Annotated in this window: 15 protein-coding genes; 4 read left to right on the forward strand and 11 right to left on the reverse strand. The window is 37.5% G+C overall.

Going from position 1 to position 13,848, the window contains the following annotated elements; genetic code table 11:
* Nucleotides 1-99 precede the first annotated feature (99 nt).
* Nucleotides 100-675 (forward strand): HTH-type transcriptional regulator Hpr, encoded by a 576-nt coding sequence (locus tag M5A78_RS03485; protein ID WP_248733897.1) that lies wholly within the window; start codon nucleotides 100-102, stop codon nucleotides 673-675.
* Here the strand turns inward: M5A78_RS03485 and M5A78_RS03490 are convergent.
* The gene (locus M5A78_RS03490; protein WP_248733898.1) at nucleotides 672-1,019 is read right to left on the reverse strand and encodes a DUF1878 family protein; all 348 of its coding nucleotides are present in this window, start codon (nucleotides 1,017-1,019) and stop codon (nucleotides 672-674) included. The genes M5A78_RS03485 and M5A78_RS03490 overlap by 4 nt on opposite strands.
* 225 nt (nucleotides 1,020-1,244) lie before the next feature.
* On the opposite strand from M5A78_RS03490, the gene M5A78_RS03495 reads away from it, so the two are divergent.
* Nucleotides 1,245-1,424, forward strand: coding sequence for a hypothetical protein (locus M5A78_RS03495; protein ID WP_007084261.1), 180 nt, complete (start codon nucleotides 1,245-1,247; stop codon nucleotides 1,422-1,424).
* A 108-nt stretch (nucleotides 1,425-1,532) separates the two neighbouring features.
* On the opposite strand, the gene M5A78_RS03500 is transcribed toward M5A78_RS03495, so the two are convergent.
* Together M5A78_RS03500 and M5A78_RS03505 are read right to left on the reverse strand one after the other, a co-directional pair.
* Nucleotides 1,533-1,625 (reverse strand): YjcZ family sporulation protein, encoded by a 93-nt coding sequence (locus M5A78_RS03500; protein ID WP_248733899.1) that lies wholly within the window; start codon nucleotides 1,623-1,625, stop codon nucleotides 1,533-1,535.
* Nucleotides 1,626-1,661: 36 nt separating this feature from the next.
* Nucleotides 1,662-1,751, reverse strand: a complete 90-nt coding sequence (locus M5A78_RS03505) for a YjcZ family sporulation protein (protein WP_248733900.1) — start codon at nucleotides 1,749-1,751, stop codon at nucleotides 1,662-1,664.
* A gap of 302 nt (nucleotides 1,752-2,053) precedes the next feature.
* Here M5A78_RS03505 and M5A78_RS03510 point away from each other — a divergent pair, with 302 nt between their 5' ends.
* Entirely contained in the window at nucleotides 2,054-2,929 is an 876-nt protein-coding gene (locus M5A78_RS03510; RefSeq protein ID WP_248733901.1) for a peptidylprolyl isomerase, read from the forward strand.
* A 128-nt stretch (nucleotides 2,930-3,057) separates the two neighbouring features.
* On the opposite strand, the gene M5A78_RS03515 is transcribed toward M5A78_RS03510, so the two are convergent.
* The 6 genes from M5A78_RS03515 to M5A78_RS03540 form a co-directional block, all read right to left on the reverse strand.
* Nucleotides 3,058-3,237 carry a sporulation YhaL family protein gene (locus M5A78_RS03515; RefSeq protein WP_248733902.1) on the reverse strand — a complete coding sequence of 60 codons (180 nt, stop codon included), beginning with the start codon at nucleotides 3,235-3,237 and terminating at the stop codon, nucleotides 3,058-3,060.
* 101 nt (nucleotides 3,238-3,338) lie between these two features.
* A complete protein-coding gene (gene yhaM / locus M5A78_RS03520) occupies nucleotides 3,339-4,283 on the reverse strand; it encodes a 3'-5' exoribonuclease YhaM (RefSeq protein WP_248733903.1) in 945 nt (314 codons plus the stop codon).
* A gap of 120 nt (nucleotides 4,284-4,403) precedes the next feature.
* Nucleotides 4,404-7,406, reverse strand: coding sequence for an ATP-binding protein (locus M5A78_RS03525; protein WP_248733904.1), 3,003 nt, complete (start codon nucleotides 7,404-7,406; stop codon nucleotides 4,404-4,406).
* Between the two features lie 20 nt (nucleotides 7,407-7,426).
* Complete coding sequence (locus M5A78_RS03530; RefSeq protein WP_248733905.1) at nucleotides 7,427-8,647, reverse strand: metallophosphoesterase family protein; 1,221 nt, start codon at nucleotides 8,645-8,647, stop codon at nucleotides 7,427-7,429.
* Nucleotides 8,648-8,758: 111 nt separating this feature from the next.
* Nucleotides 8,759-10,012, reverse strand: coding sequence for an ABC transporter permease (locus tag M5A78_RS03535; protein WP_248733906.1), 1,254 nt, complete (start codon nucleotides 10,010-10,012; stop codon nucleotides 8,759-8,761).
* On the reverse strand, nucleotides 10,005-10,904 hold the full coding sequence (locus M5A78_RS03540; protein WP_248733907.1) for an ABC transporter ATP-binding protein: 900 nt from the start codon (nucleotides 10,902-10,904) through the stop codon (nucleotides 10,005-10,007). Before M5A78_RS03540 ends, M5A78_RS03535 begins: the two co-directional genes overlap by 8 nt.
* Nucleotides 10,905-11,027: 123 nt before the next feature.
* On the opposite strand from M5A78_RS03540, the gene M5A78_RS03545 reads away from it, so the two are divergent.
* Nucleotides 11,028-11,213, forward strand: a complete 186-nt coding sequence (locus M5A78_RS03545; protein WP_248733908.1) for a YhzD family protein — start codon at nucleotides 11,028-11,030, stop codon at nucleotides 11,211-11,213.
* Between the two features lie 37 nt (nucleotides 11,214-11,250).
* Here the strand turns inward: M5A78_RS03545 and M5A78_RS03550 are convergent, their stop codons facing one another.
* The gene (locus M5A78_RS03550) at nucleotides 11,251-12,042 is read right to left on the reverse strand and encodes an enoyl-CoA hydratase (RefSeq protein WP_248733909.1); all 792 of its coding nucleotides are present in this window, start codon (nucleotides 12,040-12,042) and stop codon (nucleotides 11,251-11,253) included.
* A 152-nt stretch (nucleotides 12,043-12,194) separates the two neighbouring features.
* A complete protein-coding gene (locus M5A78_RS03555) occupies nucleotides 12,195-13,814 on the reverse strand; it encodes a long-chain fatty acid--CoA ligase (RefSeq protein WP_248733910.1) in 1,620 nt (539 codons plus the stop codon).
* Nucleotides 13,815-13,848 lie beyond the last annotated feature (34 nt).

Below are 13,848 nucleotides of genomic sequence, written 5' to 3' on the forward strand. Positions count from 1 at the left end.
TTTACTGATTTCTAAAAATTTTGTGAATTTATCTCTTTATTAATTTTTATTTTATTGGCATAATGATAATAGAGAAATAAAAAGTAGGTGAAAATGGGGATGACAGAAAAACAATATTCAATGAAGGAAGCTTTGCTCTTTAGTCAAAGAATTGCACAATTAAGTAAAGCCTTATGGAAATCAATTGAGAAAGACTGGCAGCAATGGATAAAGCCTTTTGATTTAAATATTAATGAACATCATATTCTGTGGATTGCCTATCATTTGAATGGTGCTTCTATCTCGGATGTGGCGAAATTTGGAGTTATGCATGTCTCAACAGCGTTTAATTTTTCAAAAAAGTTAGAAGAAAGGGGTTTATTGAAATTTTCAAAGAAAGAAAATGACAAACGCAATACGTATATCCAACTTACTGAAAAAGGTGAAGATATTTTACTTCAGTTACTGGAATCTTATGAACCAAACGGAAATGCTGTATTTTCCGGTGCAATGCCACTTCGAGAATTGTATGGTAAATTTCCTGATATAATTGAAATGATGGCGATTGTCCGCAACATTTATGGCGACGATTTTATGGAAATCTTCGAGCTGTCATTCCATAATATTGAAAGTGAGCTTGTTGAGGAAAATGGGAAACTAAAAAAAGCTGTAAAAGCCGAACAAGAACTTGCTTAAAGCTTTTTCTCGTATTTTCCTAACTCTTGAAATAGCGGCTCATAAAGATCTTGGATTATGCACGCCTTAATTACTTCTTTGACCGTCAGGCTTGCTGGTAAGGACGCAGACAATTCATTGAAAAGCGGATGAAAGTATACATAACCTTCCGCTTTTTGTTCTTCTAATTTCATGCTCAATTCGTCACATTTAGTTAAGAACTTCTCAGTTTCTAGCTCGGTTATGCCGTTTTCAATAATAAGCTTATAAAATTCGAGTTTTGGATTGTTAAGCAACTTTATTATCAGCCTCTGGTGATATTCAAGAAGTTTAATTCTATCTAAAAGCAATTCATGTTCAATCATATATTACCCTCTTTTCACATTACCCTATGTACATTATTAACCTTTTAGAGACATGGGTAAACCCTTATTAAACAGATGTAAAATAAATATTTAATGTCTTGCTCTAATTTATCGATCATGATGACTTACTAATTCTAAGATTCTTCCATCCTTTATTACTATCTTTTTTTCATAATATTTGATATTGTATAAAGCATAACCCGAACAACAGGGAGGGAATCGGTGATGATCTCCGTTTTTATTGTCTTTGCTATTTTTATCTTGTTTTATGTAAATAAAATGACCAATTCTCTTTGTATTCAAAAAGAAATACCGGAAGAAAACCAACATAAAGTGTTTCGTACCATTAATGTTCTAATCACTATATTACTGATCTCTTCTTATCTGGAAATTTTATATACATAATCCAACTATTTAGCTAAAATTGAAGTAATGGATTTATGATTTAAAAAGCAATCCACTAAAAATGGAAGCGATGAGGTATATCTCATCGCTTTTAGTTTGCCTTTTTTATTAAAATACAAAAGATGCGCCAACTATAATTAATAAGATGAAGAGAACCACGACTAATGCAAACCCACCACCATAACCTACTGCACCAGACATATATTCAACCTCCTTTCCTTATTGTACAATTTCCTATTAATAAATCCAGGATGCCCCAACAATAATCAGTAGGATGAAAAGGACTATAATTAGAGCAAAACCAGCTTCATATCCTTCGCTCAACATAATACCTCCTTTTTCATTTACTACGATATACTATTCAAACCGTATTCATTTCGATTAGGCACTTGGCTTATTTTTCAGCTATTCCGATTTTATATCAAAAAATTCGGAACTTCTTAATGCAATTTAGCCGCTGAGTTTTCCCTTTTCGACTGTTGTTAAATTTTGGAATAGCCCCAGATGTTTTTGAGTGATTTTCATTATACATTCACAGTTTATTTTTTGCAGTAGTTCCCATTTATGTTATAGTTAACGTTGTGGACAAATTAACGCACAAGAAATTAACTATTTAGGAGAGATTCATCATGAAAAAATGGATATTAGCCCTTACATTAGCTGGCGGGGTTCTTGCATTAAGTGCATGTAATCAAAGCGGTTCCACTAAAGTGGCCGAAAGCAAGGTTGGAAATGTTACTCAAGAAGAGCTTTACAACACAATGAAGGAGAAGTATGGAGACCAAGCCCTTCAACAGCTAGTATTCGAAAAAGTTCTTTCCAAAAAGTACAATGTGACTGATAAAGAGTTAAATGATAAAATTGATCAGTTAAAAGCAGAACTTGGAGCAAATTTTGAAGCTACCATAGCCAAATATGGCTATAAAAACGAAGCGGATTTAAAGAAAACAATGAAGCTTGGCATGATGCAGGAAAAAGCAGCATTGAAAGACGTAAAGGCCACTGAAAAAGAATTAAAGGATTACTATGATAACTTCCAACCTGATATAAAGGTATCCCATATACTGGTTAAGGATGAAGCAACCGCAAATGAAGTAAAGAAGAAGCTTGATGGTGGTGCCAAATTTGATGAAGTAGCAAAAGAATATTCAACTGATACAGCGTCTGCACAAAATGGCGGTGATTTAGGTACAATTAATAACATGAATAAAGAACAATATGATAAGGATTTTATGAAAGCTGCTTATGCACTTAAAGTCAATGAAATTAGTGCACCAGTGAAAACATCATTCGGTTATCATATTATCAAAGTAACAGATAAAAAAGAGAAAAAATCATATGCTGATATGAAGAAAGAAATTGAATATCAAGTAAAGTCAGCAAAATTAACAAGCGATTCGATCAATAAAGCAATGCAGCGTGAACTAAAAGCTGCAAACGTAAAAATCAACGACAAGGACTTAAAAGACGCTCTTAAACCAGAAACAGCAGCTGCACATCAATAAGAAAAGCGGAAGCTCCCGTTTTGCGGCGTATCGATTGGACCCGTTCCGTATAAGATAAAGAAGTGAAAATGATATTAATTCTGGTGTATAAATAATAGGGAGAGACTCAAATATGAGTCCCTCCTTTTTTATTCTGCACCTTCACGTCGTATTTCCTTTTCACGCTCCAGCCGTTTAATATAGATTTCTCCTTCTTCCTCGATATTTGCCATTTCTAATTGTCGCTCTTCTTTCCCTGTTTTAATTGCCATCAATGCACTGACGGCGATTCCAACCACGACAGCATAAATCCAAATAGGTATAGTCAATTTCTATTGCTCCCTTCCTAGTGGTTGTCCACTTTTAATTACAACTTATTCGATTTATCCTAAAATATTCATTTCATATCAAAAAAAATAACCCATTAGGGTTATTTATGAAAAACAGGCTTATAAAACGAGCGGTTATCCAAGGCAAATATACGCTCAGAAAATTCACCAGGTTTAACTCTCTCTAAAGCCCGGTCGAGCATATTCATTTTGGCATCAAGGTTATCAATATAATGAAGCATCTCTGCTTCTTTAATTAATGGCGGCTTTGGACTTCCCCATTCAGCTTTGCCATGATGGCTAAGGACTAGGTGCTGGAGAATCAAGACTTCTTCGCCAGTTATCCCCAGCTCTTCAGCTGCTTTTCCGATTTCGTTAATCATAATGGTAATATGCCCAAGTAAATTCCCTTCAATCGTATAGACCGTTGAAATCGGGCCCGATAATTCCATTACCTTCCCCATATCATGTAAAATAACACCGGCATACAGCAAGTCCTTATCAAGGCTAGGATATAATGAAGCAATCGCCTTTGCTAAATCAAGCATGCTTACCACGTGAAATGCAAGACCGGAAACAAATTCATGATGATTTTTAGTTGCTGCGGGAAATTCCAAAAAGTCCTTTTGATGCTTTTTAATTAAATGACGAGTAATCCTTTGAATGTTTGGATTCTTCATCTCAAAAATATACTGGGTCAGCTTGCTGACCATCTCTTCCTGACTTAATGGAGCCGTCTCAAGAAAATCATCCAGCTTCACACCATCAGAAGGCCCGGTTTTTCGTATCTGGCGAATTTTGAGCTGACTTTTTCCACGATAATTTTGTACATCACCAATTATTTTCACAATGTTCTGGGCTGCGTAGTTCTTTTCGTCTTCTTCTTGAGCATCCCAAAGCTTTGCTTCGATTTCCCCACTTTGGTCTTGGAGAATTAACGTCAAAAACGGCTTGCCATTGCTCGCAATCCCTTTTGTGGAACTTTTTATTAAAAGAAATAATTCAATTTGTTCCCCAACATCATAATGCAATATTCCTTTATTCATAGCTAATTTCACCGCTCCTTCCCACTAATAGAAGTATACCATATCCACAGAAAAGCGTAAGCGCCCGTTTAGCGGTGGAGCTGGACAATTCTCAAAGTCAAAATTATTTGCTTGTGTTGTCTATGAAATAATCTCAACAGCACCTTTTGCTAAACTTAGAATATTTTCCTTTGGAAAAAGAGGAAGTAAATGACGATGACAAGTGAAAAACAAAATTTGATTTCGTTCGAGCTGATTGAGAAGCTCAATAACCTTTTCCGTTCTTCCAGCATCAAAATTAACAAAGCTATCATCGATGATAATGGGAAAATGATATTTTTCATAAAGCGTTGTCGCCAAAGCCAACCGAATCGATACATATAATTGTTCCGTCGTTGCTTGGCTTAGTTCATTTGCTTCAAAAAGAGTATGATCCTCACGTTCAACAAGGAATCCAGAACCTGACTTTTGAAGGTGAATCTTTCGATAACTACCCGTTGTAAGAAAGCCCAAGTATTCTTCGGCTTTGGCGAGCATCCTTGGTAAATGAACATTTTTGTACTTTTCAATCGTTTGTGACAGGAACTCTTGAGCCAAGCAATAAATAGACCACTCTTTTGCTGCCTCTTCTAGCTCAAATTTTTTCTGTTTGTAGTGATGGAGGATATCTGAATACATGCCACCATCTTCGAGAATTTGGATCTCATACTTTATTAAAGCATCTTCCTCTTGAAGCTTTTTTAATTCTGATTGCAGATACTGTGCTTCTTGGTTACATTCGGTAATTAATTCATCACTTTTATGAATTGGTAAATAGCTTTCCCTTTCCTGAATAGTGAGAATCGAGTACTGCAGCTGACTTTTGAGATTTTCGAGTCTTTCAAGGAGCCTTTCTTGTTTTTCAGCTCTTGCACCAAGTTCATAATATTTCTGCTCTGTTTCTACATTTGCAGCAATTAGGAGCCTATTATACTCCGCTTGTAAAATCTTTAACTCCTGAGATTTTTGCTTCAAATCCGCTTCAAGTTCAGCAAGCTTTCCCGTCCTCTCTTGACTCTTTATTTGCTTTTCATGCTCTTCCTTAAGCTTTTTTCGAAGAAGATAGGCTGAGTTATGTAAATCTAAGCCTTTTTCTTGTAAAAAATGATTCTCATAAGATTTAAAACCTTCCACTATTTGGATCTGCTGTTGATTTATTAGCTCTAGTCTTATCTGCAATTGTTTTTTCTCTCTGCAAATAGATTTATATTGCTCAATTAACTCAAAAGCTTCATCTAAAAAAGAAGCAGCAATATATTCGGGTATCTTTAGTTCACTGCTTATGGACAAGAGCTTTTCTTTATTTTGAGCTGATTCTAATTCCCATTCTTCAAATTTTGAAATTGCCTTTTCATATTGAGATTGCTGTTGTTTTAGCTTCATTTTTAACATTTGCAGTTCTTCTCGTCGTCGATTATCAAGAACTAATTGATCCTCGAGTTTTGTAATATCCAAATATTCTGCTGATTGGAGTTTTTGTTTTAACTGTTTTTCCTTTTCTCTTAAACCATAAAGTGTTTGATCCATCTCTTCTTCTGTAAATTTCTTTGAGCTTTTCATCATAAAAATAGCAATGACAATACAGCCTAGCACACCTAGACACACCAGGGCCCAATCCATTGTAAACAAGCCATACAATGTTAGCCCGAATAAGATCAACTCAAAGAGAAAAAACTGGAGTTTTTTCTGCTGTTTACTTCTTTCATTTGATGCTTTTTCCCGCTCATTTGTCTGCTGATAGAATTCTATTTTGTCTTGTAAGGCCGTTAATTCCCATCCAAGGCTTTTCTTATCATTTCCATGACTCATCTGCTCCTCGAGCAGTAACCTTTCCTGTTTAGTAAGAACTTGGCTCTCAGCCAATCGGACATCTTTTTCTATTTCTTCCAACCTATTTTTTTCTTCTTGATAACATTCCTCTAACTCTTCCTTTACTTCTTCTAGCTTTTGTTTTTTTCGAGAAACTATTTCTACCTGTTTTTTCATATAAATATTTGTATTGATGGCAAAGATGTCTTCCTCATTTAAAGGCAAATGAAGCTTCTCCCTTGTAATGGAAAGCTTATCCTCATACTCTTCTAGTTTTGTTTCACTTTGCTGCTTCTCCAACTTCAATTGTTCAATAATCGGAACTTGATCAAGCAATGTTAGGATAGTGGGCTCGTTTTCAAGGTAAGACAAATCCGGCTGGAGATCAGCCAATTCTTTTTTCAAATTTTCTTGTCTTTCGGATATACTTATTATCTCGGCATTGTAGGGGTGGATGAGCTGATTTATTTTTTCGATTCTTTCAATCCCGCGTACTGGGAACTCGATTTCTCCTAGCTCGTTAAGCTCTTTCTTTGTCCATTTTTCTTCTCTGACGATAGATTCTATTCTCTTCCATTCATTTAATTTTCCGACCTTTTCGCCGACTTCCTGAATCTTGCCGTTTATCGCTGCCATTTGCTGCTGCATGAACTCTTTCTTTTCTAGCAGATTTTCATATTCTTTATTTTTTGCTGCTGCTTTTTTCAATTCTCCATTTAGTTCATGAAGTTCCTGTAATTTTTCATTCAAGATTGGTTTCTTGCCTGAAGGCTTAAAGCGGATATCTAACTCTTTCTGCAGAGTAGATTCAGCTTTTGATAACTGTTCGGTACCCAGGGTTCCCGCAGAAAATAAGAATTTCCCAATATCTTCGCCCTTCATTTGATGTATGTTCTGAAGACCATGTATATTAAAAGAAAAAACCGCTTGAAATAGGCTTTTATCAAAGTTTGCTACAAGATCTTTAAGAAACTCCTCGCCGCCAATTATCCCAGTATCAGTGACTACCTTAACATCGCCTGCTGCTTTTCCTTTGACACGTTCAATGACAGCAAATCCGAGCTCTTCATGATAAATTCTGATTTTGCCGCCGTATTTTGTACTATGCTTTGGCTCGTAGCGAAGCTCTGATTGTTGCTTTGTAGGAAAACCAAATAGAATACCGTGGATAAAGGCCATGATCGTGGACTTGCCAGCTTCATTTTCGCCATAGAAAACTTGAAAATCTGCTAGATTCGTAATTTTAACATTCTCTAATTGACCGTAGCCGTATATATGCATCTCAAGAATTTTCAAGCGTCATCTCCTCCTTTCTATTAGGATTGATATAGTAATTCAATTAGCAATTGCTCCGCTTTTTCGATTAGTTTTTCTTGCTCGATCTTAGGTAAATGTGATAAATACTTTCTCCCTAAATGGTGCTCATACAAAGGGGCTAAGGCTTCATCGGCATCGTCATAATGTTTTATGGTTTCAAAGAGCTCCCCATAAAAATTGGCATCAGTTTTTAATTGTTCTTTGTCAATGGGCACACTTTCCGAAATGTTAAAGTCTACTACCCAAACAAAGGAATCCTCATCCTTTTCGTCTTCTAAAAGGAGATCAAGAAGTTCACCATCCAAGCTTCTTTTTTCACGATAATCATCTAATTGAATATTTTTCAAAAAAAGTGTTAATAGTGTTCCCGCTTGATCTTTTCGTACACTGTTGATGGCAGTTTGGCATAAATGGAGGATATCATGAAAGCTGCTCGCGGAGGTTGCATCAATCACAGCTTCCTCCCAGATAATATCGGATGCTTCGATATAATCCATTTTTGCATTATTATCTGTCAAAGTGACATGATAAAACCCTTTACTTCCAGACTCTTTCTTATTTCTCCCTTGGATGTTACCTGGATAAATAATTGGCGGGTTTTCCGACAATATTGCGCGTTTATGGATATGTCCCAACGCCCAATAATCAAATGCTTTTTGCAGTAGATCCTTGACTGAAAATGGAGCATAGTTATCATGATCAGTTCCCGCACTTTCATTAGCATGAAGAATGCCAATATGATAATCTGCCCCTTCTATCTTCTTATAATCGTCTATTTTTCGTTCAAACACATGCCTAGTTGCATAGCTAAAGCCGTAAAGATGAACGATTTCACCACTCTTTGTTCGTAGCACCTTTGTTTCAACCTCGCTATGAAACATATGAACATTGTCAGGCATGTTAAGGTGCACCCATGAACCGTTTAAATGGTCGTGGTTTCCATGAACAATATAAACGGGAATTTCTTTTTCTGCCAGCTTAAGCATTTCCTTCCGAAAGCGCGATTGTGCCCGAAGGCTGCGATCCTCTCCATCAAATAAATCACCCGCTAAGATGACAAAATCAACTTGCCGGTCAATAGCCGCAGCAGATAGCTTTTTTAAGGCTGTAAAGGTACTCTCTTTTACTCTTGTAAAGATGTTTCCTGGCATATGCTTTAATCCGACCATTGGGCTGTCCAAATGGAGATCAGCCGCGTGAATAAACGATATTTTTCCCATAGAATTTTCCTTTCAGCGTTCTTTTCTTTATTGTACCATCCGAAAAACACGAATGCACGTTCTTATTTAAAAATAAAGAGCTTTACCAAATATGGTAAAGCCCTTATATCATTATTCGTTTTTTGTTAATTGTAAAGCCTTTTTAATATCTTTAAAGGAATTAGACTTGCCATACATTAGAACTCCGCCTCGATATACACGGGCACCAAAAATCGCTAACACAATGATCGTTGCAATAAGAATAGCAATTCCTAAGAATGCCTCCCATGCTGGGATTGTCAGCATTCCAACACGCAAAAACATAATCATCGGTGTGAAGAAAGGAATATAGGACGTAGCGGTAATAAATGGAGCGTCTGGTTTACCAAGACCAAACATAGCAATCATAAATCCAGCCACAACCATTAACGTCATCGGCGTAATCATTTGCTGTACATCTTCAATCCGACTGACAAGTGAGCCCAAAAAGGCCGCGAGTGTGGCATAGAGAAAATAGCCAAGAATAAAGAAAATAACGGCATACACGATGGTCTCTAATGGGATGTCCTTAAATCCATATACACCAAAAAAACCATCTTTTAATGTTTCCATATTTTTTGTAAGCGAATAATACCCAACTATCAGAAATGCAGCTAATTGTGTCAGACTTAATAGGCCAATTCCCAATATTTTTGCAAACATCTGCTTAATCGGGGAGACACTTGAAATTAATATTTCCATCACTCTTGATGATTTTTCAGTCGCTACTTCCATTGCAATCATGTTGGCGTACATAATAACAGCGAAATAAATAATAAACAGCAGCACATATACGAGACCTCGGGCTTGATTAAGTTCCTCTTCTGTTTTGGCATTTTTCTCAAGCGCAAATTTCTCAAAGGAAACCGGTTCATAAAGCTTTTGCAACTGAGCTGGGGCCAAATTAATCTTTGATGCCGTTAGCATCGTTTTTACTTGCTGCAAGCTAGTTTGAAGATCAGTAAATAGTGAGGAATCTGCGATGCTCATTGCTTTAAAGGTGGCTTCAGGTAATTTTTCTGCATTAAATTGTAGCTGAATTACCCCTTTGAAATCGCCTTTTTCAACTGCTTTTTCCGCCTCTTTTTCACTGCCTTTGTAAAGAGTTAGTTTAATATCTTTGTTAATGGTTTTTAGTTGCTGTTTAAAAGGTTCGTAAAGTTCCCCAGTTTCATCCAGTACTGCAACATTTTCTTTCCCACCGTTTTTATCAAATAAACCTATGATATTATTAATATTTGTTAGAGCTAATACAATCAAAACGGTGATGACCGTCGTGATAATAAACGATTTGCTTTTCAATTTGTTTAAATAAGTATGAAACAAGATAATCCAAAAACTATTCATAGGAATTACCTACTTTCTCGATAAAAATATCATTTAAAGAAGGCTCTTCAAGGGCAAATTTCCGAATGAATCCATTGTTTACTATCTCTTTAAGTATACTTTCCGCAACCTTTTCTCCTTCAATCTGCAAAAGAATTCCTTCCATCGTCGGAGTTGCCTTTACAACACCAGGATATTTTTTCAATGAATCTAGAGGAAATTCAGCATGGATGATAAGATTCTTTTTGCCAAACTCACGCTTAATCTCCTTTAAGGAACCATGAACGACAGGTTTTCCTTTATGCATAATACAGAGATGCTCGCACATCTCCTCCACATGATGCATTTGGTGGCTAGAGAATACAATGGTCGCCCCATTTTGTTTAAGGGTTAAGACAGCTTCCTTAAGCATTTCCACATTTATCGGATCAAGACCGCTAAATGGCTCATCAAGAATTAATAATTTGGGTTTATGTACTACAGCCGCAATAAATTGGATTTTTTGTTGATTCCCTTTTGAAAGCTCTTCTACTTTCTTATTCTCATACTCTGGTATTTTAAAGCGATCAAGCCAGTATATTAATTCTGTTAGTGCTTTATTTTTGGGCATACCTCTTAATCTGGCTAAATAGACAATTTGGTCGCGGACCTTTAACTTAGGGTATAAGCCTCTTTCCTCAGGAAGATAGCCGACCAAGTGGCTGGTAGAATAATCAATTGGTTGCCCATCCCAGGTAATTTTCCCGCCGCTTGAGTCCAGCAGACCTAATATCATTCGAAATGTTGTTGTTTTCCCGGCACCATTGGCTCCCAGAAAACCAAACATCTCCTTTTCGGGAATCGTTAACGATAAATCGTCAACCGCGGTAAATTGTCCGAATCGTTTCGATACATGTTCAAGCTTTAGAACCATTTCACTCACTCCTTTCCTACTTTGATACGAATATAACATAAAATGGTTTCATTTTCTTTTTGCACAATTTAGAGAATTATGTGAAAATAATGGTAGCAATCTTTAAAAAAAGGGGATTTCGAGATGAAAACTTATTCATTAACTGCCTTTGAAGCAAATGGAGAAAAGATTTTAGATGAATCCTTCCAAGCAGACAATGATGACGCAGCAAAGCTGCAGGGTGAAAAATTACTATCAGAGAAAAATTTATTAGAAAAAACACATCGCTGTACCTCGCCAAACGGAAAGTTGCTGCTTTTTCATTCGTAAAAAAGCATAAAAACAAAGAAGCTGAGCTTCTTTGTTTTTATTTTCCGATAAAATTTGGCTTCCTTTTTTCCATAAACGCCTGAATTCCCTCTTGATGGTCCATTGTTTCTCGCATTTTTTGTTGGCCGTACTTTTCTAATTCTAAAATCTTTAGTAGTTGCGGGCGGTTCTTTTCTGCTAAAATCTTTTTCGTTTTAATCATCGCTTGAACAGGCCGACTTAACCAGTCTGATAATCTAGCATCTAACGTCTCTTGGAGCCCATCACTTGCTATCTCCTGAATAAGCCCCAACTTTAATGCTTCTTCGGAGCCCATCATTTTCCCATCCCAGATGACCTGTTTTGCCCTTGTCTCTCCTAATCTTTTTTCTAAAAAGAAATGGGCACCACCATCAGGGATTAATCCGATGCCGATAAAATTCATCGCTAGCTTGCTTGCTTTGTCTGCAATAATATAGTCCGTTGCTAGCGCTAAGCTAAATCCTAAGCCTGCAGCTGCACCTGAGATGGCGCTGATTGTTAGTTTTGGGATGCTGTAAAGCGTAATAATTAATTCGCTGATACAGTCCATAACCGGAAGGAAATCGCTCTCATTCATGTTTGAAAGCATTGTTTTGATGTCTCCACCTGCTGAAAATGCTCTTCCTTTCCCCGTTAACACGACAATATCAACATCATCCGATTCGCTTATCTCTTTTAGTTTACAAGCAAGACCCCTAATCACGTCTGTATCCATGGCATTTAATGCCTCCGGCCGATTCATTTCAACCGTTGCAACACGGCCGTCCACCTTCAAATTCACCTTATCCGTTACAAAATTTATCGACATTTGAAACGCCCCCCCATACTTTTTATTCACTTCCATTATATATGGTAATGGATAGAATAAAAACAAACTTTCCCAATATATTGAATTTTCTTCCTATCGTTTTAGTTTTATTTCAAGTGAAAAGGACAAGGAATCTTCCTTGCCCTCTTCACTTATCCTTTTCGGAGAACTTCTTGTTGGACCTGATCACGAAGGGCCATTTTTAGAAATTTACCAACTGAGGTTTTTGGAATTTCCTCAATGAACAGGATATCATCTGGGATCCACCATTTGGCAAACTGCGGTTTTAAGAAATCAAATAGTTCTTCCTTCGTTGTTTTTCCCTTATTGGCTTCTTTTAATACGACGCAGGCCACAGGTCGCTCCTGCCATTGTTCATGAGGAACAGCCACAACCGCCGCTTCAAAAACTGCCTCATGTGCCATTAACGCATTTTCAAGATCAACCGATGAAATCCATTCACCGCCGCTCTTAATTAAATCTTTTGTACGATCGACGATTTTCACAAAGCCTTCCTCGTCAATCGTGACAACATCCCCAGTATGCAGCCAGCCATCACGGAAGGCCTCTTCTGTTCGCTCGTCTTTATAATATTCAGAGGCAATCCAAGGACCTCTAATACACAATTCTCCCATTTCCGCTCCATCCCAGGCGACTTCGCCGTCCTTACCGACGATTTTTATTTCAAGTCCAGGGACAAGGACGCCCTGCTTCGCTCTTAATTCTAATCTTTCTTCTGCATCCAGTTCTTCCTGGTAGCTTTTTAGCGTTGAGATGACCACCAGAGGACTGGTCTCTGTCATACCATACGCATGCATAAATGGAATCTTATGCCGTTGTTCAAATGCTTTAATTATCCCTTTTGGTGCTGCGGACCCTCCACATAAAACTCCCCTTAAGCTGCTCATATCATAGGAGCCTTCATCGAGTTCCTTTAATAAGCCAAGCCAGATAGTTGGAACCCCTGCCGTTACTGTAACTCTTTCTTGCTCAATGAGCTCTGCAAGCAATTTTGGCGTAAAATAAGGTCCCGGTAGAACTAAGGATGTCCCAAACCAGACGGCGGAAAATGGCATCCCCCAAGCATTTGCATGGAACATTGGCACAACTGGAAGTGCAATATCTTTTTCGCTTAATGCTGCACTATCCGCAAGACCTAGCGCCATACTGTGGAGAACAATCCCTCGGTGGGAATAAACAACTCCCTTTGGATTTCCAGTGGTCGCTGATGTGTAGCACATTCCTGCCGGGGCGTTTTCGTCAATATCTTCAGGATAACGATATTCTGGATTCGCTTCAGCTAATAGTTTTTCATAATGATAGACTGGAGAGAGGGTTGTTTCTGGAAGTTCTTTTTCATCAGTCATAATAATATAGGCCTTTACAGTCTTTAATTCAGGGGCACATCTTTCGAGTAGTGGCAGGATGTCTGGGTCAACAAGGAGCACCTTGTCTTCGGCATGATTGATAATGTAGGAAATATGCTGGGGTGTTAGGCGAATGTTTACTGTATGGAGAACAGCGCCCATACAAGGGATGGCAAAATAGGCTTCTAAGTGACGGTGATGATTCCATGCTAAGGTTCCTACCCTCTCGCCCTTTGTAACCCCTAATTTTGTTAGGCTGTCGGCCAGCCTTCTCGTTCTTTCGGCAATTTGTTTGTAGGTGAATCGGTGAATGCCGCTTGCCGTTCTTGAAACTACTTGTTTTTTTGGAAAATACTTTTCTGCTCTCTCAATCATTTGCGTCATCGTTAAAGGTGTTTGCATCATTGCTATATCCCCTCCATTAATGAAAGCATATTAA

This window comes from Neobacillus rhizosphaerae (assembly GCF_937468385.1).
Taxonomy (GTDB): domain Bacteria; phylum Bacillota; class Bacilli; order Bacillales; family Cytobacillaceae; genus Neobacillus; species Neobacillus rhizosphaerae.